This is a genomic window from Bacillus arachidis (assembly GCF_030285945.1).
Lineage (GTDB): Bacteria > Bacillota > Bacilli > Bacillales > Bacillaceae_G > Bacillus_A > Bacillus_A arachidis.
The window spans coordinates 3,930,349-3,951,181 of sequence record NZ_CP127376.1; the positions used below are offsets into that span (position 1 = coordinate 3,930,349).

Genomic DNA, 20,833 nt, shown 5'->3' on the forward strand with positions numbered 1-20,833 from the left:
TCATTTTCTTTTCTTCTTACAATATAAAAGGTTAGTGTCCTCGTCAACACTAACCGATTAACTCTTCTACAGATGAGGTTGTTCGTTTTTCGGTAAAATAAGCATAAAGCAATTCATTTTCGTCTAATGTATAATGTTCCTTATATTTTCCATGAACAATAATCGAGTGCTTATACCCTCTCCGGAACTTTGTGAAAATCGTGTATAATTGATCCTCCGTTCGCACCTCAATGGGAGCGATTTTTTCAATATCACGCTTGTTTCCATAATAACGTTCTAATAAAAAACGTATAAACGCATAACGCCTTTGCTTCCATTCTTGATATAGAGAAATCGCTAAAAATAAAAGAAGCATCCACATCATAATACTATTGCTATTCCAAAGGAGTTGCCATCCTAATATCACACTAAAAAAAACACATGATATTTTCATCATTTTCTCATGCGCTTGTAAATAAGGGAATTGGCGCGACAAAACATTAAACAATACTTTCCCACCATCTAGTGGCCAAATTGGAAGTAAATTAAACCCTAAAATAATTAAATTGTTCCATACAAAATAATGATACAGTTCCTCGCTAAACCATCCTATCCTAACTAAGACGTAAGCTAGCCCAATCATCCATACATGTTGAATAGGTCCCGCTATTACAACGATTAATTCTTCCTTTAATGGCTTATTTCCATGTTCCTCAAGCTCCGCCACCCCGCCAAACGGTAAAAGTTGGATTTGCTTGATTCTCCATTTATAATAAGCTGCTGCGAAGGCGTGCCCAAGTTCATGAATCAAAACGATACAAAATAAAAGTAGTAATTCTTTAAAACGCGCCGTCAAAACTCCAATCGCTATAATTCCCCAAAACAACGGATGCACTGTAATTTTTGACAATACTTCACTATATTTATTCAAATGAAATCACCTGAATCGGATCGATAAATTTTTCATTCTTTTTGATCGCAAAATAGAATTTGCCATTTTTGTTATCCGCATTACTCTCAACTGTTCCAATCTTTTGTTTCTTTTCAACATAATCATATAATTTTACAGATGTCTCCCCTAAATTTCCATACCATGATTCCGTGCCATCTGCATGTTGGATCTCAACTATATTCCCAAATCCCTCTTTCTTACCGGCGAAAATGACAACTCCTTCATTTACAGATTCAACAGCTGTATTCACAGCTGTTTGCACAAATACACCTTGGCCATCTTTTTGAAATTTTTGCATGACTTTCCCCGAAGCTGGAACTGCATAATCTTTTTGCTGCACTGGTTGCTTCTTTTCATTCGCAGGTAGAAAAGCAAGTGGTTTTCCAAATTGATCTTCGTACCATTTTGATACAGTAGCAAACTGAAATTCTTCTTGCATAACTTGTTTTACAACCGTTCTTGCTCCATCCAAAGAAGCTGGTGCATTTTTAAATAATATAGCTACCGAGAGAACAAGAATCGTCGCTAATAAAAATTTAAATAAAAATACTTCCTTTCGAAAAAAAGGATACACCTCTTTTTCACCCTCTTCAATCAAAAATGTTTCCTCATCCAAGTTCTCTTCAGAAAAATATCGTTCTTCCTCGAGCCTCTCTTTCTCTTCCCTTCTCTTCGCAATCCGTTTTTTAATATCTTCTACCCGTCTATTCTTCATTCTGTCCCCTTCCTTTTTTACCTCATTTTTGCATCAGAAGTGAAACGCTAATAATCAAAAAGTGCTCTATTTACCAAACTTTATACAGTTTGTACATATGTATGAGCCCTAGAAGGAAGATATTCATGAGAAGAAAAAAGAAAAGCACTTCGCATATATGCGAAGTGCTCTTAACGAATTCCAAAGAAATTCTTTACTTTTGTAAAAACAGATACCTTCTCTTGTTCAAACGCTTGTAAAGGTACAGATTCACCTAGCAAACGCCTTGCAATATTCCGATAAGCTAATGATGCTTTCCCACTCGGCTGCAACGCTACAGGCTCACCTGTATTTGTAGCACGAATAACTTCATCATCATCCTCGACAACTCCAAGTAGCTCAATCGAAAGTGTACGTACAATTTCATCTACATCTAACATATCCTGCTCATGTAACATATGGCTACGCACACGGTTAATAACAAGTTTTGGTGGTTCAATATCTTCTTTTTCTAAAAGCCCAATAATACGATCTGCATCACGCATAGAAGATACTTCAGGTGTCGTTACAACAATTGCTTTATCTGCACCTGCCACCGCATTTTTGAATCCCTGCTCAATACCAGCAGGACAATCAATTAATATGTAATCATAATCTTGACGTAATAGTTGTATTAACTCATCCATTTGTTCAGGAGTTACCGCTGACTTATCGCTCGTTTGTGCTGCAGGTAATAAATAAAGCTCATCAAAGCGCTTATCTTTAATCAGAGCCTGAGGTAAACGACAACGACCTTCGACGACATCAACAAGATCAAATACAATACGATTTTCTAGCCCCATTACTACGTCTAAGTTTCTTAGACCAATATCCGTATCAATTAAACATACCTTTTTTCCGGATAATGCTAAGGCTGTACCAATGTTTGCAGACGTTGTAGTTTTTCCTACTCCGCCTTTTCCAGATGTAATTACTATTGCCTCTCCCACAGCTATACAATTCCCCTTTCTAACTTTGTTAAATTAGGTCTAAGATGAGTGAGAAGTTGCAGGCGATCGACAACAATGTGATTGTTCTCATCAATATACGCACATTCTGCCGCCTCTGCTCCGTCTTCTTTCTCTTCCGGAGCCCGCATTGTCACATCATTAATTCGAAGTTGCATTGGATTCATAACAGATGCTGCAATCACAGCATCTGTATCCCCATAATATCCAGCATGCGCAATTCCTCGTAATGATCCAACGACAAAAATATTTCCTCCAGCGATAACCGTTCCGCCTGGATTGACATCCCCAATTAATAATAGGTTTCCTTCTACATGCAATACTTGACCTGAGCGAACAATTTTGGAAACAGGGACAATTTCTGTTTCTTCTTTCCATGCTTTTGCTTCAGCTTTTGTTATAACATCGCTCTCAATTGAATCCACAACAAGATTTTTTTTATTTCGAATCAAAGTGCGAAGTTCTTCTTGCTGTACCTCTGTCAAATAGCGATTGCCAACTTTAACATGTACTTCGATTAATGACCGTCCATCACCATCGTAATAGTGGGTGGAAAGTTTTTCGTCCAGTTCTTGCAGTAATTCAGAAAATGAACAGCAATCATCTAAATGTAATGTCAGTCCATCTTTTGTCCCTTTTATCGTTACATTCTGTTGCTTTTTTTCCACTAAAGTTCACCCCAACGATTCAATTCGACATAAAATCAGAAAATCCTTTTTTCTTTTTCTTCCATCGCTTTTGAAAGACGTAAAAGATATCGTCTCAGTGGGAAACAAACTAGCAATAAGAAAATTCCATTTAACAATAAAGTAGCAAGGAGACGATCTGAGAAAAAGATATGCGCTGGTACATGAATACGTCCTAGCAAAGTTAAAAATCCATATACATAATACTCTAATGCTGCAATACCCGCTAATACAATAAAAGAAACAATAAATAAGTTCAATTGTAATACTCTCATCGTACTATAAACGAGATATGCTAAGATTGGATAAGCAAATATGTATACCCCTACAAGTTCGGTATATACAGTATCAAATAAAAAACCGAATAATAGTCCGTAGTAAATCCCTTGAAGAGGACTATAATATACAGTAATAAAGCATAAGACAATCATAAAGAAATGTGGCGCTGCTATACTGTCTTTCCAAAACAATGCTGTTGGAACTACAGTAGAAAACATATTTTCGAATAAAAAAACAAAAAGAAGCAGCAGAGGAAGAATTGCTCTTTTTAAAATAGCCATATCTTCTCCCCCTTACTGTTCTAACGCTGCTGAGGGCATAACTCGTTTTGTAACCATAACATGGTCCACATCATTTAAATCCGCAGCAGGTTTTACATAAGCTGTTTGTGTTAATCCATATTCATCTGGTGCAACATCTACAATTTTCCCAATTACAAGTCCTTTCGGGAAAATATCACTTAATCCTGATGTTACAACTGTTTGATCTTTTTCTACCTTTACATCAGATGGAATCTTTGTGAAAACAAGAGTTTGTTTTTCCTTGTCGTATCCTTCAATTAATCCAAAAATACGCTCTTGCCCTTCTACTACAGCAGAAATACGATTTGTTCGATTCAGTGAGCTCAATAACTCCACAGTTGATGTGAATTGAGACACACTCTTCACTCTTCCGACTAACCCTTTTGAAGTCATAACAGCCATATCCTTCTGAATTCCTTGCTGCGCACCTCTATCAATTGAAATCAAGTCATACCACTTGTCTGGATTTCGTGCAATCACTGTAGCTTGAATTGGCTTATAGTCACGAAGAGAATCTTTTTTATCAATCACTTCACGAAGTTTCGCATTATCTTTTTCCAAATCTTTTACTTTCACGGATAATTCCGCATACTTATCTAATTTTTCTTTTAGTGTTTTATTTTCTTCATACGTGCGCTTTACATCTTCTACATTCTCAAAGAATCCGGCAACATAGTTCGCTGGCTTTTGGAATACACGCTCTACAACACCGACAGTATCTTTTACAAACTGCTCTGGCCATGTTAGATTTTTTCGTTCTTTCAATGAGATTCCAATCAATGCCACGAGAAGAATAATACTAACTAGCAAAACAATTAATCTTTTGTTTAAGAAAAACTGTGGCACGTTCACACCCTCTTAATTTCATTGATTTTTATTCAGGAATATTATCGAGCTGTTTTGAAAAGGTCGATATTATCTAAAGCTTTACCTGTTCCAATCGCTACACAGTCAAGTGGATTTTCTGCAACAAGAACTGGCATTTTCGTTTCTTCACTAATTACTTTGTCCAAGTTACGAAGTAATGCACCGCCTCCAGTTAATACAATTCCACGGTCCATAATATCCGCAGCTAATTCAGGTGGCGTTTTTTCTAATGTATTTTTTACTGATTCAACAATTGCTTCTACTGTGTCTTTTAATGCATCTGCAATCTCTTCAGGTTTAATTAATACTGTTTTTGGTAAACCACTTACTAAATCACGACCACGGATTTCCATTGGTTCAACACCTTCTGGCTCGCCAGCAGATCCGATTTCCATTTTTAATGCCTCTGCTGTTCTTTCCCCAATCATTAAATTGTAGTTCTTCTTAATGTATTGAATAATGGAATCATCCATGTCATCACCAGCAACACGAACTGATTGACTTGTTACAATTCCGCCTAAAGAAATAATTGCAACTTCTGTTGTACCACCACCGATATCAACAACCATACTACCAGTTGGTTCCCAAACAGGTAAGTTTGCACCGATCGCCGCTGCAAATGGCTCCTCAATTGGATATGCATCGCGCGCACCCGCTTGGCGAGTTGCATCGATTACTGCACGTCTTTCTACAGCAGTAATACCAGATGGCACACATACCATTACATATGGCTTACGAGAGAAAAATCCATTTGATTTTTGTGCTTGTTGGATATAGTATTTCATCATTGTTGCTGTTGTTTCATAGTCAGCAATTACACCATCTTTCATTGGACGAAGAGCCACTACGTTTCCTGGTGTACGACCAATCATTTGTTTCGCATCGCCACCAACTGCAACGATTTGTTTTGTATCCGTTTGTAAAGCTACAACTGAAGGTTCACGTAAAACTACACCTTTTCCTTTTACATATACAAGAGTGTTCGCTGTTCCTAAATCAATTCCAAGATCACGAGTAAAACCACCAAATCCAAACATATTATCTATCTTCCTTTCTCATTTTCACGGACTCATTTTCTTACTTTATATTTATAATAAAACAGTACGTTTTTATATTTTCTATCCTTTATTGTAAGCGAATGCCTACAAAAAACTCATAAATCACATTATAAAACAAAATAAGTAAAAAGAATAGTCTTAAATATGACCTTTTTCTTTTAAACTCACGAATTTATGGTCACCTATAATAATGTGATCAAGGACTTCAATTCCAATAATTCTCCCACATTCCACCAATCGCTTTGTTACTTCAATATCTTCACGACTCGGCGTAGGGTCTCCTGAAGGATGGTTATGCAGACATATAATAGAGGCTGCTGCGCGGCGAAAGGCTTCTTTGAACACCTCACGGGGGTGCACAATTGAGGCATTTAGACTTCCAATAAACACAGTCTGACGGTGCACAACTTGATTTTTCGTATTTAAGTATAAACAAACAAAGTGCTCTTGTTGTAAAAAACGCATCTCTTCCATCATATAACTAGCACAATCTTCTGGACTCCGAATACTATATCTGTTTTGGTACTCTAAACGTACCATTCTTCTTCCTAATTCAAAAGCAGCGATTAACTGAGACGCCTTTGCTACTCCTACTCCATGAATGCTTGTCATCTCTTCCATTGTAGCATCTTTCAACATTCTTAATCCGTCAAAATGATATAAAATTTGATCCGCTAATGTTAGAACAGATTCTTCTTTAGAACCCGTTCTAAGTAATACTGCAAGAAGTTCCCGATTCGATAAATTACTTGCTCCTTCTGCTAATAAACGCTCCCGTGGTTGTTCTTCTTTCAAAACATCACGAATACCGTTCATATGTTCACTCCTTTTTCAATTTTTCGCAAAGAAAACCCCATGCAATTTTAAGCATGGGATGCATCACTATCGAACTGTTTTAATTCACGAATAAGACGCGCAATTGGTAAACCCACTACACTGTAGTAGTCTCCTTGAATATGATGAACAAAGATGGAACCTTTCCCTTGAATACCGTAACTTCCTGCCTTATCAAGTGGTTCTTTCGTCCCAATATACGTATCAATCTCTTCTTCTGTTAGTTCCCAAAATGTAACTTCCGTACGTTCATAGAAAGTTACCGTTTTTTCTTTTGAAATGAGCGCAACACCTGTATATACTTCATGTGTTTTCCCTGACAGTAATTGCAACATTTCCTTTGCCTCCGCCTCATCGGAAGGCTTTCCAAGAATACGTGACTCATATGTAACAATCGTGTCTGCCCCTAACACTATACCATCCTCATGATTTTCTGCTACAGCAGAGGCTTTTTGCAAAGCAAGCGACATCACGATATCTGAAGGTGACGAATACGCACCGATTGTTTCTTCTATTTCACTCACAACAATTTCAAATGGTACATCCGCTAGTTCAAGTAATTCCTTCCGGCGTGGTGAGCCAGAAGCTAGAATAAGTTTTTTCATATTTTCTCCTTTCTTTCTTGCACGTAACAGAAAAATATAACTTAATCGTATCAAATGAATATCTTTCCCACAAATTGAAAAAAATATCATTTTCTTTTCAGGAAATTGACTCTTCCCTTTGTATACGACTATATTCTGTACACAAAAAAAGCACTTTGATCTAAAATACAATCCAAAAGAAAGAAGTCTCGGCACTTCTTTCTTCTCATTTTATTATCTTACTCTTTTGCTTTGTGCGAAACCACTTTTTCATAAGAAAGCAAACCATCAATGATAACTTGATTCAATTTAGCTACTGCTTCTTTATTAGTTTGTCCTTCTTTTATTGTTTGCATAGCTACTGATGCATACGTATATATTTTTTTTACATCCTCACGCTTAATTGATTTCCCCTCTTTTTCAATTGCCTTCCATTCCTTTTCAATCGCTTCTATTTCTTTCGGATTACTTTTACTTCCAGGTTGTATACTAGTCGAGTATTTTACAAAATGAATGTATAAGGACTGCAACTTACTTAACAATGGACCCGATTCTTTATCATTTTTCAGCAATGCCCGGTCTGTAATTTCCCATTTCTTTTTCAAAACTGATATACCATCTTTCTTATATTGTTCAATCAATTTCTCTGCGGATTGCTCGTCACTAGAAATTCCAACTACAAGTGAATATTTATCATCCATCGGTTTAATCGCTGCTACGCCCCCATTATCTTTCCACTCCTGAGTAGCTGCCTGTCCTTTTTCTTCAGAAGAATAGAGACCTCCTTGCACGAAATATAAGGTGATCGGTTCTAAAGCAGCTGCATTTACCTCTTTCGTTTTTTCTGCTTTTTTCTCTTCAGCCGTTACTTCATTTCGCTCTGCTTCATGATTCTTTTCTCCACTTGTCACCGTAGTTTCCCGAACTGTACCTTGCCCCGTTAACAAGTGAAGCATTCCCATCCCTAACACTGTGCCAATAATGATCGCGGTAGCAACTATAACAATAAAAGCATTATTCCATTTCTTCCGGTGCTGTCTGATAGATGGCAACTTATTTTTTTGAAACGGCACTACATTTTTCGGTGTTTCACTCTCTACTACTATCCAATCAAACTCATCTTTTTCCTTCTTCTTTTCTTCATACTTTGCTTCCGTTCCATTTACTTTAACCGAGATTGTTCGTGATTGCTTGTCCATACCCTCACACCTCACCTCTTATCATTGTCCGCATCATAACATATTCACTTCACAAAAAAACGAGATATTTGTCGGAGAGGTTCGTCAAATTGTCCCATATAGTTATCCTATATGTATGCATTTGACTTCATTTGTAGAACAAAAAAACTAGGGTAGCCGCTACCCTAGTTTCTTTCACAAATGTATTTTCGAACTTCTGAAATGAAGTAAAGAGAGCCCGTTATGATGAAAACATCCTTTTCTTGAAGAGCATTCAATTTCGTATCAATAGCTTCTTTCCAATTCTCAAAAACTTGTTTTGTTTCCTTACTTGAATAAGAAGCAAGCTCCTTAGCAGAAATCGCACGATCAAATGTGAATGTTGTAAAAATCATTTCATCTGCAATTGTTTCTAATTGTCCTACCATGTTATTCAGCTGCTTATCACCAAGAGCCGTAAATAAAACAATGACATTTCTATCGCTATAATGAGCCTCAACTGTTTTTACAAGACTTGCAATTCCTTCGGGATTATGTGCACCATCTATAATTACGTCAGGTTTACTTTGTAGTCGTTCAAATCGACCAATCCAATACGCTTCACTTAATCCTTCACGAATATGCTCTTCCCCCATTAAGAATGATAGATATGTTTTAAGGTACATAACTCCCATCAGCGCCAATGCCGCATTTCCTACTTGATGACGCCCTTTCATTGAAATCCGAACTTCCTCAAAAGAAGAGAACGGACAAGAGAAATCAAAGAGCTCTCCATCTTCATCAGAACGCTGATGCACTGCCGTAAATTGCTTTCCGATTTCATAAAGGTTTGCATTTTTTTCTTTGGCAACCTTCTGAATAACCCCAAGTACTTCTTCATCCTGTGCGCCCGTAATAACAGGAACACCTGATTTAATAATCCCTGCTTTTTCATATGCAATTTCTCCTAGCGTATTACCTAAAATATGCATATGATCATGACCGACATTTGTAATCATCGTTAGTACTGGATGAATAACATTTGTAGAATCAAAACGACCTCCAAGCCCTGTTTCAAACAAGACGATATCACAGAAGTTTATTTTACCGAAATAGCAGATTGCCATGACCGTAATAATTTCAAACTCTGTCGCTTCTCCTAAATTTGTTTCATCTAACTTTTCAACAATTGGTTTTACCATGTTTACAAGCTCAGTAATTTCTTTATCTGCAATTGGTGTCCCATTCACACTAATTCGTTCATTAAATGTTTCAATATATGGAGACGTAAATGTCCCAACTTTATATTTTTCTGCCTCCAACATATAACGCATATATGTTAAAGTTGAACCTTTTCCATTTGTTCCTGCAAGATGAACACATTTTATATGACGCTCTGGATTTCCAAGCTCTTCTAACATCCACTGCATTCTCTCTAATCCTGGTTTAATACCAAACTTTAATCGGCTATGAATCCAACCTATTGCTTCTTCGTATGTATGTACCACTTGTGCCATTCCCCTTTCAAATCCAAAAAAGAACCAAGGCAAGAAATCACCTTAACTCTATTATACGCAAATAAAAGAGACTCACCAATATAGTGAGTCTCTTTGGAACAACTTTTATTTTTGAAGATCAGCTAGACGTTGGCGAACTGCTTCGCGTTTTTCTAAGTAATCTTGCTCTTTCGCACGCTCTCCTTCAATAACTGCTGCTGGAGCTTTTGCTACGAAACCTTGATTTGCAAGTTTCTTCTGTACACGTTCTACCTCTTTATCGAACTTCTCAAGTTCTTTTTCAAGGCGTGCTTTCTCTTCATCAAGATTGATTAAATCAGCTAACGGTAAGAACAACTCTGCACCTGATACGATTGCAGTCATTGCTTTTTCTGGTGCTTGTAAATCCGTCTTAATCGTTAATTCACTTGGATTACAGAAACGCTCGATGTAAGAACTGTTTTTCGTAAGCTGAGCTAAAACTGTTTCGTCTTTTGCTTTAATCTGCATTTGAACTTTTTTGCTCATTGGCGTATTTACTTCTGCACGGATGTTACGAACAGAGCGAATGATATCAACTAGAAGATGCATTTCAGCTGCCGCTTCTTCATCTTGTAAATCTTCGCGAACTGTTGGCCATGCAGCTACTGTAATAGATTCACCTTCATGCGGTAAGTGTTGCCAGATTTTCTCTGTTACGAACGGCATGAATGGGTGTAATAGACGCATCGTTTGGTCTAGTACATAAGCTAAAATAGAACGAGTTGTTTTCTTCGCTGCTTCATCTTCACCGTATAATGGTAGTTTTGCCATTTCAATGTACCAGTCACAGAAATCATCCCAAATGAAGTTGTATAACGCACGGCCAGCTTCACCGAATTCATATTTATCCATGTTACGTGTTACACTTTCAATCGTTTCATTTAAGCGAGTTAAAATCCACTTATCTGCAACAGATTTTTCACCAGTTAAATCGATATCTTCATATTGCATATCATCCATGTTCATTAATACGAAACGAGATGCATTCCAAATTTTATTAATGAAGTTCCAAGTAGATTCTACTTTCTCCATGCTAAAGCGTAAATCTTGTCCTGGTGCACTTCCCGTCGATAAGAAGAAACGCATTGCATCTGCACCGTACTTATCGATAACATCCATTGGATCAATACCGTTACCTAGAGATTTACTCATCTTACGCCCTTGCTCATCACGAACTAAACCATGAATTAATACATCCTTAAATGGACGCTCTCCTGTAAACTCTAAACCTTGGAAAATCATACGAGATACCCAGAAGAAAATAATATCATAACCCGTTACAAGCGCATCTGTAGAATAGTAGCGTTTGAAGTCTTCATCATTTTCATTTGGCCAACCAAGTGTTGAGAATGGCCATAACGCTGAGCTAAACCATGTATCAAGTACGTCGTTATCTTGATTCCAGTTTTCGATATCTGCTGGTGCTTCTGTACCTACGTATACTTCACCAGTTTCTTTATGATACCAAGCTGGAATGCGATGTCCCCACCATAATTGACGAGAAATACACCAGTCATGAATGTTTTCCATCCAGCGTAAGTATGTGTTCTCGAAACGATCTGGTACGAACGTTACTTTTTCTTCTTCTTTTTGTTGCAGAGCAACAGCCTTTTCTGCAAGTGGCGCCATTTTTACGAACCATTGTGTTGATAAGTAAGGCTCAACAACTGCTCCGCTACGCTCACTATGACCTACCGCATGCATATGAGGCTCGATTTCTACTAATACGCCAGCTTCTTGCAAGTCTTTTACTAACTCTTTACGGCATTCAAAACGATCCATACCGTTATATTTACCAGCTTTTTCATTCATTGTACCATCTTCGTTCATTACAAGAATGCGTGGTAAGTCGTGGCGGTTACCTACTTCAAAGTCATTCGGATCATGAGCTGGAGTAATTTTCACAACACCTGTTCCGAAATCTTTTTCTACGTACTCATCAGCAATAATCGGAATCTCACGGCCTACAATTGGAAGTGTAACTGTTTTTCCGATTAAATGTTTGTAACGATCATCTTCCGGATGAACTGCTACTGCTGTATCACCAAGCATTGTTTCTGGACGAGTTGTCGCAAGACGAATATGACCAGAACCGTCTGTTAACGGATAGTTCATATGGTAGAATGCACCTTGAACCTCTTTATGAATTACTTCTATATCAGAAAGAGCTGTGCGTGTTGCTGGGTCCCAGTTAATGATATACTCACCGCGGTAAATTAAACCTTTTTCGTATAATTGAACGAATACTTTATTAACCGCATCAGATAAACCTTTATCTAATGTGAAGCGCTCACGCGTATAATCTAATCCTAAACCAACTTTTCCCCATTGCTGACGAATGTGAGAAGCATACTCTTCTTTCCATTCCCATGCCTTTTCAAGGAATTTCTCACGGCCAAGATCGTAACGTGAAATACCTTCTTCACGAAGTTTCGCTTCTACTTTTGCTTGCGTTGCGATGCCTGCATGGTCCATACCAGGAAGCCATAATACATCGTAACCTTGCATACGCTTCGTACGTGTTAGAATATCTTGAAGTGTTGTATCCCAAGCATGACCTAAGTGTAGCTTACCTGTTACGTTTGGAGGTGGAATTACAATTGTATACGGCTGTTTTTCCGCATCTCCTTTTGCTTCGAAATATTGGCCATCAAGCCACCATTTATAGCGGCCTTCTTCAACGGACATATGATCATATTTAGTTGGTAAATTCTTTTCCGTGTTTGACATTATTTTCCCTCCTTCAGAATAAAAAATGTCCCTCATCCAAAAAGGACGAGGGACATCGTGGTACCACCTTTATTTACAAACAAATTCAAAATTTGCTTATACTCTTAATTTGATAACGGACAGATCCGTCTTTTCCTAATGAGAATGAATCCGTTCAGAAAAGATGCTCCAGGGCTACCTTCTAACATGACTATCTAGAGAATCTCACAGCTAATAATTCTCCTCTCTGCAGACGTTTAATGTTATACTCTTCCCCTTCAACGCATTTATATAATTGTTATTTATTATATACAATAGTGTAAAAAACGAAACCATATTCGTCAAGATAAAAATATTTTTCAGCATTTTTCTACAATGGATAGATGCTATACTTTCCTATTTGATAAAAACAACCTATAATCATCAATCAGCTTAACTATTTTTTCTGTAATATATATGAAAGTCTGCAGCACAAGCACCTTAGGTATTTACCCCGCATACTGTAATATTACCCCTTCATCTTTTAAGATTCATGTACGGCAATAGCCTTTCTATACGGAGGAATGATTATGCGACGTTACAAACGCACCTATAATTTTTCAGCCCCTTCATGGGTTAGAAATTTGCAAACCATATTCGCTGATTTTGCAATTCCACTTACTATTTTCCAAGGAATTCGCACTTTACTACTTCCTACCTTTTTAGACTTTATCATCCTTATCATCTTTGTTGTAGCAACGATTCGCTTGCATTTTCAGCCGTAGCCTCAAGATACTTGAGACTACGGCTGTTACTCATTCCCTTGCTGCGCTGCTTGTAATTGTGAAATAAAATATTCTATATTACTTACAAGCCAATGCGCTTGTTGTAACATTTTCACACCTTGAAGTTCTTGCTTTTCACTACGACTCTGCTGTTTGCTTGTATAAGATTGAATTTGCCGAATAAATGGAGAAGGATATGTTAGATAAGCGAACATAAGAAGTTGCTCTTCTTTCGTAAACGGAAAATTCTTTTGATACACCTGATACCATTCAAAACGATCGTTTCTCGCCATTGGGTATGTGTTCAGTGAGCGGGAATAAAAACGGACAAGATCTTGAACTGGTGTTGCAAACTGAGATTTTTCCAAACTAATAAAATAACCATTTCGTTCATAATCGAATAAAAAATGCTTCATTGATACATTGCCATGGATAAAAGAAACTCGTGTTTTTTCTTTCTCTTTCATCACTTCATGCCACTCTGAAAGCTGTTTCGTTGCAAATTCACGTGCCCTCATCACGTGATGAAAATACGTACAATACTGTAGTTCAAACGGAGACATATACCATTTCGCCTCAGATTCTACAAGAAATTTCTCTAAGAACTCCCCATCTTCCTCCCAACGCTCAGAGACATTTTTATAATGCTTCTCTAACGTTTCTTCCGTATATGATTCTTCTTTTACCGTCCTTTGGTGAAGCAGCGCTAACGTCTGAAACATTTTGTGATATTGATCATTGTCATCTCCACTTCCTTCAGCTCGCTCCAGCCAGGGCATTAAATAATAACTATATGTTTCATCGTTCAAAATGTGATTCCCATCTATTGCATGGTAAATGGGTGCATAATGTGTAAATCCCTTTTCACGTAAATATTGAATATGATACATTAAATGATTTCGCTTCAATCGATGAGATGGTAATTTTTTTAATGCATATGGCCCTTGATTCGTATAAATTTTTATGACACTTCCGTGCTCTTCCATATGTTGGACATCTAATTGATACCGCTGTACGATCGGTGCATAACGATCCCGTAATTCTATATCCATACGAATGATCCTTTCTCATTCAAAAACGTAAAATAAAATTCCTTTTAACTGGAATAACCGATTTCTATAGAAATGCAGATTGAAAAACCGACATAAAGCCTAATCTTTAAGTGGAAGAAAGCATTAGAAGCGGTCAGTTCCTTTTTTCGCCCCATACCACGTGAGAACAAAAGGTGAAGATAAGTGGGGATTCATCCTCCTGCTGGGAACCCTCACGCTATCTTCCTCATTTCCATCTAAATCTTGAGGTGGGGGATCTTACTGCCCGCTCATAGCAGGATAAACTAGGACGAAAGAAAAGAGGTGAGTGAAGAATCCTCTCCACTCACTTTGTTTTTGCTTTTGGCACAGGTATATATATAATTTGTCCTGTAGTTAAATACACATCATCTGTTTGGTTCACGCGATGTAAATGCTGGACAGTCGTTTCATATCGCTCCGCGACCGATTCAATTGTATCCCCTTCTTGCACAAAATACATACGTAATTTCGTAAACTCTTCTTCCGGCTCTTTCGTAAATAATTTTGTTAAGTATAATGCATTTTCATCTCGTTGCGAGTAGGATGCTTCCTCTTGCTCTTCTTGTAATTTCTCTGCTTGTTTTTTCTTAAAATCCTTCCGGCCGAACAATTCAAACTGTGGGGTAGTTTCTTTCGCTTCTTCCCTTTCTTCTTCATGTCCTTCTAGTAGATGTTCTTCCTCTTCTAATTCTTGTTCTTTGCGCTCCTCTAATTGAAACGGCTCAAATGCATAATCTTCCCATCCGTCTGATTCTGTATGAACTACTACTTCCTCCACTGATCCTTTATCCTCATCCACCACTTTTGTTTCCTCAACTCTACCAACTTCCACATTCTCCATTTCTTCCTCTTGTACTTCATACTGCATTCTCTCGTCCTCGCATAGACCAGAAATCGATATATCTGCTAATAGTTGCAAGCAACCATTTTCTTTTAATTCATAATCAAATTCCTCAATGGAAACATACAATTCTTCAACTTGTTTCACTCGGTTTCGCGGAATCGAAATTTCTAACGGAAAAGAGTGTACAAGTTCGTTGACACCATCTTCTCTCATTTCTACATAATCAATGGATTTCGCTGGAGATACGTCTCTTAATGAAAACTCAACCTCATCTTTCCTTGCAACATATTCCCCTGTTAAATCTAATTGCCCTCTCACAATCACTTCGTATTCAAGCTCTTCTATCTCAACGTCTGGATCTAACGAAATTGACAAAAGTTCTTCGACTTCCTGTCCTTTTTGGAACCAAACCGATTCTTTCAATGAAAAACGTAACGAATGATTTGTTGTCACTTTTTTTCCCCCTCCCAAACTGTATGTCATTACAGATTTATGTGCATGAGAGTCATTTTATGAGTAAAAAAATCGAACTGCATACATGGGATTCTGATTGATTTTTTTCATATATCAGCTTTCCAACAATATCCCCATAATTTTCAGCTATATATATAAAAAGGTTGCCAGGATATGATCCCTGGCAACCTTTTTACTTTATGCTTTTAATTTTGACATTGCAATTTCTGCCGCTGCAATCGTTGCTTCAATATCAGCATCACTATGTGCTGTTGATAAGAATAAGCCCTCAAATTGAGAAGGTGGTAAGAATACACCCTGCTCTACCATTTCACGATAGTAAGCTGCAAAGAACTCTAAGTTTGAAGTTTTTGCTGCATCGTAGTTAATAACTGGTTTATTCGTAAAGAATATACCAATCATAGAACCGGCACGGTTGATATGGTGCGGAATACCGTGTTTTTCAGCCGCTTTACGCAGACCATTTTCTAGCATTTCAGCTTTACGTTCAAACTCTTGATAACACTCTGGCGTTAATTGTACTAACGTTTCATAACCTGCAGTCATCGCTAAAGGATTACCGGATAATGTACCTGCTTGATAAATTGGTCCGCTCGGTGCAACTTGACGCATAATTTCCGCTTTACCACCATATGCTCCTACTGGCAGACCACCGCCGATTACTTTTCCTAAACAAGTTAAGTCAGGCGTTACACCGTAATACCCTTGTCCGCAGTTATAAGCAACACGGAACCCTGTCATTACTTCATCAAAGATAAGCAAAGCACCATTTTTCTCTGTTACTTCACGAAGTCCTTCTAAAAATCCTGGCTGAGGTGGCACAACACCCATATTTCCAGCGACCGGCTCGACGATCACACAAGCAATGTCGTCACCGAATTGGTCGAAAGCATATTTTACGCTCTCTAAATCGTTATACGCTACTGTAATTGTATTTTGTGCTACACCTTCAGGTACACCAGGGCTATCTGGTAAACCAAGCGTCGCAACACCAGAACCAGCTTTAATCAATAGGGAATCGCCATGCCCATGATAACAACCGATAAATTTCAAAATTTTATTACGCCCTGTATAACCACGTGCTAGACGAAGCGCACTCATTGTCGCTTCTGTTCCAGAGTTTACCATACGTACAATTTCAATAGACGGCACACGCTCAATTACAAGCTGCGCTAATTTATTTTCAATTTCTGTTGGCGCACCAAAGCTTGTTCCTTTTTCCGCAACAGCCTTTAATGATTCTACAACACGATCATTGGCATGCCCATGAATCAGTGGTCCCCATGATAATACGTAGTCGATATATTCATTCCCATCGATATCGTACACTTTAGAACCTTTCCCGCGCTCCATAAAGAGCGGATTCATACCAACGGATTTAAATGCACGAACTGGACTATTCACACCACCAGGCATTAAATTTTGTGCTGTTTCAAATGCTTCAATCGACTTATCAAACTTTTTCATTATTGTGCGCCTCCTTCTTGTAACCATCGTGCTGCATCTTTTGCATGATACGTAATGATTAAGTCTGCCCCTGCACGTTTCATGCTTAACAATTTCTCAAGTACAATGTCTTTTTCATTAATCCAACCATTTTGCGCTGCTGCTTTAATCATCGAATATTCTCCGCTCACATTATAAGCAACAATTGGTAAATTGAAATTGTTCTTTACATCGCGAATAATATCTAAGTAAGAAAGAGCTGGTTTTACAATTAAGAAATCTGCTCCTTCCATTACATCTGATTCCGCTTCACGGAATGCTTCCATACGGTTTGCTGGATCCATTTGATACGTTTTACGATCGCCAAATTGTGGTGCACCATGTGCTGCATCGCGGAATGGACCGTAAAATGCAGATGAGTATTTCACAGCATATGACATAACCGGCACGTGTGAAAAACCGTTCTCATCTAATGCATGGCGAATCGCCGTTACAAATCCATCCATCATGTTAGATGGGGCAATAATATCCGCTCCTGCCTTCGCTTGACTGACCGCTGTTTTCGCAAGAACTTCTAGCGATGCATCATTTAAAATGATTCCATCCTCAATAACACCGCAATGTCCATGACTTGTATATTGGCATAAACATGTATCTGCAACTACTACTAACTCTGGGAACTGTTCTTTAATTTGTTTAATTGCACTTTGTACAATACCGTGCTCACAAAATGCAGAAGATCCAACTTCATCTTTTTCAGCAGGCAAGCCAAATACGATAACAGATCGAATACCTAAATCTACCACTTCTTGCATTTCAGCTTGCAGAAGATCTAAAGAAATTTGATATACATCTGGCATAGAAGGAACTTCGTTACGAACATTCTCTCCCTCTAGTACGAAAATAGGATAAATAAAATCTTCTGTATGTAAAAATGTTTCACGTACAAGTGCACGCATGTTTCCGCTTTGTCTTAAACGACGGTGACGATTAAACTGTAAAGAATTCATAGATTTCTATCTCCCATTCTTTTATTTAAATTATGCATTTTGATTATATGTTGAAATGCATTGTATTAACGCTTCTACTGTATATTCTTTCGGAACAATTACATCAGAAAAATAACGACTTGCCTCTTGCGCTGTTATTGGTCCTATACAAGCAATTGTACATTTTTTTATCCATTCTCTCCAGTTTGTGCCTTCAAGTAATTTCACAAAGCTGGTAACGGTAGAAGGACTCGTAAATGTAACAATATCTATCTTACCTGATTCTAGATTGGCGATGAGATCTTGCCGCTTCTCATGATTCGCTTTCGTTTCATACACAACAAACTCTTCTAAAAACACACCAAGTTTACGCAGCTTATTTGGAATAATATCTCTAGCTAAATTCCCTTTTGGAAATAAAATACGTTCTGTCCCATTTAACTCTCTTACAAATTCTTTAGCGAAAGCTTCCGCAACAAAATCCGTTGGGACAAAATGAACCTCATAACCTCGCTTTTTTAATTCTAGCCCTGTTTTCACGCCTACTGCAGCAATGCGAACAGTAGAGGGAATTCTCTTATACAAACCATCTAAAAAAAATTCCACACCATTTTTACTCGTAAAAATAACCCAGTCATATGTGTTAAGCTGTTGAGATACATTTTGAAATTCCTGCTGAGATACGCCTTCTATATGCAAAAGCGGAATTTCCAATGGAATTCCGCCCTGTTTGTTCACCGCTTCACTCATTTGTTTTGCTTGATGCTGGGCACGCGTAATTAGTACTGTTTTTCCAGCAAGGACATCCATGATTAATGTTGCTCCTTATTTGCAGCGAGAATGAGTTCTTTTGCTCCTTGCTCAATTAAACGATTCGCTGCCTCTAAACCAACTTGCTCCGGATCCACACCTGTGACAATTTCTTTTAACAAAATGGAACCATCCATAGAACCGACAAGCGCTGTTAATTCAATTTCATCTCTCTCCCCAAGTGTTGCATAACCAGCAATTGGTACTTGGCAACCGCCTTCAAGTTTATGAAGAAATACTCGCTCTGCTGCGACTGTTCGCTCTGTGACAGAGTCATTGATATGTGATAATAATTGTAATAAATCTTGATCATCCCCGCGGCATTCAATTGCTAATGCACCTTGTCCAACAGCTGGCACGCATACCTTTTCATCTAAGTACTCTGTAATAACATCATCTGCCCAGCCCATTCTCTCTAAACCAGCTGTCGCTAAGATGATTGCATCATAGTCTTCTTCTTTTAATTTACGTAATCTCGTATCAATATTTCCACGAATCCACTTTACTTGTAAGTCTGGTCTAGCAGCTAGTAGCTGTGCACTTCGTCGTAAACTACTTGTCCCAAGAATCGCACCTTCTGCTAAATCCTCAAATGATTCCCCATTTTTTGAAATGAACGCATCACGCGGATCTACACGCTTTGGTATACATCCAATTGTTAATCCATCCGGAAGTACAGCTGGCATATCCTTCATACTATGTACAGCCATATCGATTTCTTTTGTAAGCAGTGCATGTTCAATTTCTTTTACAAATAAACCTTTCCCACCTACTTTGGAAAGCGTCACATCTAAAATAACGTCGCCTTTTGTAACAATTTCTTTCACTTCAAATTCATATGGCAAACCAAGCGCTTTTAACTGATCAATAAACCAATTTGTTTGCGTCAATGCTAGCTTACTCTTTCTTGAACCTACAATAATTTTGCGCATAATTTTCTCTCCTCATTATAAATACCAAAAGTGGAAATTGGATAAACTGCTTAATAGAAAAATATTGATTAACATAACAAGAAAGGCTCCAATGTTCCAACTTATAATCTTCTTACCTTGCAATATGTCTGATCCTCGTAAATATAAACCCATGCAATATGCAAATAAAACAACAAAAGACCCGATTACTTTCGTGTCATACCAATGAAAATTATCTAGTTTGGTATATCCCCATATACATCCAAGCAAAATAGCTAATAGAAAAAACGGAACAGAAAATAAATTTAATCCATATGACATCGACTCAAGCTTCCGTAAATTTCCCAACCGCCTTAATCTCGCATTCCATTTTTTCTGTTTTAACAATCGATATTGCAATAAGTACATAATGGAAAAAATAAACGACACTGTAAACGCCGCATAAGAAATAATCGCCATTCCTACATGTACGTATACAAGCTCTGAAACTAATTGATGCGCAAGTACCGGCGACATTTTTCCGAGCGGGGTAAAAATAGAAAAAGCGCTTACGCCAAAAGCAATGACATTTGTAAAAAAAACTAAAAAGTCAATGCGCATAAATCGATTGATTACGAGTGACATTGTAATTAATAACCACACGTAAAAATAAATTCCTGACAATAATGTTAAAATCGGATTCGTCTCTGATTCCGTGGCCCGAAGTAACATGAAAATAGACTGTAATACCCATACAATCGCAAGTAACCAAAAAGCAATTCGATTCGCCTTTCGGTTACTTTGGAAATAATCTATAAAATATAAACTAATGCTACAAGCATATAAAATAATTGCAATATGATAAATAATACTGTTATTTAAAAAGCCCATCCGATC

General features: G+C 37.7%; 20 protein-coding genes and 1 other annotated feature. Of the genes, 1 reads left to right on the forward strand and 19 read right to left on the reverse strand.

The window, feature by feature from the left end; genetic code table 11:
* Positions 1-49 precede the first annotated feature (49 nt).
* From QRY57_RS21915 to QRY57_RS21970, 12 genes are all read right to left on the reverse strand, one after another.
* Positions 50-910, reverse strand: coding sequence for a M50 family metallopeptidase (locus QRY57_RS21915; RefSeq protein ID WP_026593514.1), 861 nt, complete (start codon positions 908-910; stop codon positions 50-52).
* On the reverse strand, positions 903-1,646 hold the full coding sequence (locus QRY57_RS21920; protein ID WP_286016080.1) for a M23 family metallopeptidase: 744 nt from the start codon (positions 1,644-1,646) through the stop codon (positions 903-905). The genes QRY57_RS21915 and QRY57_RS21920 overlap by 8 nt, the downstream gene beginning before the upstream one ends.
* 170 nt (positions 1,647-1,816) lie before the next feature.
* The gene (minD, locus tag QRY57_RS21925; RefSeq protein WP_286016081.1) at positions 1,817-2,614 is read right to left on the reverse strand and encodes a septum site-determining protein MinD; all 798 of its coding nucleotides are present in this window, start codon (positions 2,612-2,614) and stop codon (positions 1,817-1,819) included.
* A 2-nt stretch (positions 2,615-2,616) separates the two neighbouring features.
* Positions 2,617-3,300: a septum site-determining protein MinC gene (gene minC / locus QRY57_RS21930; RefSeq protein ID WP_286016082.1), complete on the reverse strand. Its 684-nt coding sequence runs from the start codon at positions 3,298-3,300 to the stop codon at positions 2,617-2,619.
* A 35-nt stretch (positions 3,301-3,335) separates the two neighbouring features.
* Entirely contained in the window at positions 3,336-3,878 is a 543-nt protein-coding gene (mreD, locus tag QRY57_RS21935; RefSeq protein WP_026593518.1) for a rod shape-determining protein MreD, read from the reverse strand.
* Positions 3,879-3,890: 12 nt separating this feature from the next.
* Positions 3,891-4,745: a rod shape-determining protein MreC gene (mreC, locus tag QRY57_RS21940; protein ID WP_026593519.1), complete on the reverse strand. Its 855-nt coding sequence runs from the start codon at positions 4,743-4,745 to the stop codon at positions 3,891-3,893.
* A 41-nt stretch (positions 4,746-4,786) separates the two neighbouring features.
* On the reverse strand, positions 4,787-5,803 hold the full coding sequence (mreB, locus tag QRY57_RS21945; RefSeq protein ID WP_026593520.1) for a cell shape-determining protein MreB: 1,017 nt from the start codon (positions 5,801-5,803) through the stop codon (positions 4,787-4,789).
* Positions 5,804-5,962: 159 nt separating this feature from the next.
* The gene (gene radC / locus QRY57_RS21950) at positions 5,963-6,640 is read right to left on the reverse strand and encodes a RadC family protein (RefSeq protein ID WP_286016083.1); all 678 of its coding nucleotides are present in this window, start codon (positions 6,638-6,640) and stop codon (positions 5,963-5,965) included.
* Between the two features lie 47 nt (positions 6,641-6,687).
* Entirely contained in the window at positions 6,688-7,263 is a 576-nt protein-coding gene (locus QRY57_RS21955) for a Maf family protein (RefSeq protein WP_026593522.1), read from the reverse strand.
* Between the two features lie 218 nt (positions 7,264-7,481).
* The gene (locus tag QRY57_RS21960; RefSeq protein ID WP_286016084.1) at positions 7,482-8,441 is read right to left on the reverse strand and encodes a stage II sporulation protein B; all 960 of its coding nucleotides are present in this window, start codon (positions 8,439-8,441) and stop codon (positions 7,482-7,484) included.
* A gap of 164 nt (positions 8,442-8,605) precedes the next feature.
* Positions 8,606-9,907: a bifunctional folylpolyglutamate synthase/dihydrofolate synthase gene (locus tag QRY57_RS21965; protein ID WP_026593524.1), complete on the reverse strand. Its 1,302-nt coding sequence runs from the start codon at positions 9,905-9,907 to the stop codon at positions 8,606-8,608.
* 114 nt (positions 9,908-10,021) lie between these two features.
* A complete protein-coding gene (locus tag QRY57_RS21970; RefSeq protein ID WP_286016085.1) occupies positions 10,022-12,667 on the reverse strand; it encodes a valine--tRNA ligase in 2,646 nt (881 codons plus the stop codon).
* A gap of 38 nt (positions 12,668-12,705) precedes the next feature.
* Positions 12,706-12,937: a binding site (T-box leader), on the reverse strand.
* Between the two features lie 278 nt (positions 12,938-13,215).
* Here QRY57_RS21970 and QRY57_RS21975 point away from each other — a divergent pair.
* Complete coding sequence (locus QRY57_RS21975) at positions 13,216-13,410, forward strand: YszA family small membrane protein (RefSeq protein WP_081811105.1); 195 nt, start codon at positions 13,216-13,218, stop codon at positions 13,408-13,410.
* Positions 13,411-13,436: 26 nt separating this feature from the next.
* On the opposite strand, the gene ysxE is transcribed toward QRY57_RS21975, so the two are convergent.
* The 7 genes from ysxE to QRY57_RS22010 form a co-directional block, all read right to left on the reverse strand.
* Positions 13,437-14,462: a spore coat protein YsxE gene (ysxE, locus tag QRY57_RS21980; RefSeq protein ID WP_286016086.1), complete on the reverse strand. Its 1,026-nt coding sequence runs from the start codon at positions 14,460-14,462 to the stop codon at positions 13,437-13,439.
* 325 nt (positions 14,463-14,787) lie between these two features.
* A complete protein-coding gene (spoVID, locus tag QRY57_RS21985; RefSeq protein WP_286016087.1) occupies positions 14,788-15,810 on the reverse strand; it encodes a stage VI sporulation protein D in 1,023 nt (340 codons plus the stop codon).
* A gap of 168 nt (positions 15,811-15,978) precedes the next feature.
* Positions 15,979-17,268 carry a glutamate-1-semialdehyde 2,1-aminomutase gene (gene hemL, locus QRY57_RS21990; protein WP_286016088.1) on the reverse strand — a complete coding sequence of 430 codons (1,290 nt, stop codon included), beginning with the start codon at positions 17,266-17,268 and terminating at the stop codon, positions 15,979-15,981.
* Positions 17,268-18,257, reverse strand: coding sequence for a porphobilinogen synthase (gene hemB, locus QRY57_RS21995; protein WP_286016089.1), 990 nt, complete (start codon positions 18,255-18,257; stop codon positions 17,268-17,270). Before hemB ends, hemL begins: the two co-directional genes overlap by 1 nt.
* A 30-nt stretch (positions 18,258-18,287) precedes the next feature.
* Positions 18,288-19,046, reverse strand: a complete 759-nt coding sequence (hemD, locus tag QRY57_RS22000; protein ID WP_286016090.1) for a uroporphyrinogen-III synthase — start codon at positions 19,044-19,046, stop codon at positions 18,288-18,290.
* 2 nt (positions 19,047-19,048) lie between these two features.
* Entirely contained in the window at positions 19,049-19,978 is a 930-nt protein-coding gene (hemC, locus tag QRY57_RS22005; RefSeq protein ID WP_286016091.1) for a hydroxymethylbilane synthase, read from the reverse strand.
* Between the two features lie 15 nt (positions 19,979-19,993).
* Positions 19,994-20,827, reverse strand: coding sequence for a cytochrome c biogenesis protein (locus tag QRY57_RS22010; RefSeq protein WP_090687697.1), 834 nt, complete (start codon positions 20,825-20,827; stop codon positions 19,994-19,996).
* Positions 20,828-20,833: the final 6 nt, after the last annotated feature.

Excerpts from the sequence above, each read along its gene's own strand:
- QRY57_RS21920 (WP_286016080.1), bottom strand. The coding sequence starts at position 1,646 with ATGAAGAATAGACGGGTAGAAGATATTAAAAAACGGATTGCGAAGAGA.
- mreD (WP_026593518.1), bottom strand. The coding sequence starts at position 3,878 with ATGGCTATTTTAAAAAGAGCAATTCTTCCTCTGCTGCTTCTTTTTGTT.
- mreB (WP_026593520.1), bottom strand. The coding sequence starts at position 5,803 with ATGTTTGGATTTGGTGGTTTTACTCGTGATCTTGGAATTGATTTAGGA.
- radC (WP_286016083.1), bottom strand. The coding sequence starts at position 6,640 with ATGAACGGTATTCGTGATGTTTTGAAAGAAGAACAACCACGGGAGCGT.
- QRY57_RS21955 (WP_026593522.1), bottom strand. The coding sequence starts at position 7,263 with ATGAAAAAACTTATTCTAGCTTCTGGCTCACCACGCCGGAAGGAATTA.
- QRY57_RS21960 (WP_286016084.1), bottom strand. The coding sequence starts at position 8,441 with ATGGACAAGCAATCACGAACAATCTCGGTTAAAGTAAATGGAACGGAA.
- QRY57_RS21970 (WP_286016085.1), bottom strand. The coding sequence starts at position 12,667 with ATGTCAAACACGGAAAAGAATTTACCAACTAAATATGATCATATGTCC.
- QRY57_RS21975 (WP_081811105.1), top strand. The coding sequence starts at position 13,216 with ATGCGACGTTACAAACGCACCTATAATTTTTCAGCCCCTTCATGGGTT.
- ysxE (WP_286016086.1), bottom strand. The coding sequence starts at position 14,462 with ATGGATATAGAATTACGGGATCGTTATGCACCGATCGTACAGCGGTAT.
- spoVID (WP_286016087.1), bottom strand. The coding sequence starts at position 15,810 with ATGACATACAGTTTGGGAGGGGGAAAAAAAGTGACAACAAATCATTCG.
- hemL (WP_286016088.1), bottom strand. The coding sequence starts at position 17,268 with ATGAAAAAGTTTGATAAGTCGATTGAAGCATTTGAAACAGCACAAAAT.
- hemB (WP_286016089.1), bottom strand. The coding sequence starts at position 18,257 with ATGAATTCTTTACAGTTTAATCGTCACCGTCGTTTAAGACAAAGCGGA.
- hemD (WP_286016090.1), bottom strand. The coding sequence starts at position 19,046 with ATGGATGTCCTTGCTGGAAAAACAGTACTAATTACGCGTGCCCAGCAT.
- hemC (WP_286016091.1), bottom strand. The coding sequence starts at position 19,978 with ATGCGCAAAATTATTGTAGGTTCAAGAAAGAGTAAGCTAGCATTGACG.
- QRY57_RS22010 (WP_090687697.1), bottom strand. The coding sequence starts at position 20,827 with ATGGGCTTTTTAAATAACAGTATTATTTATCATATTGCAATTATTTTA.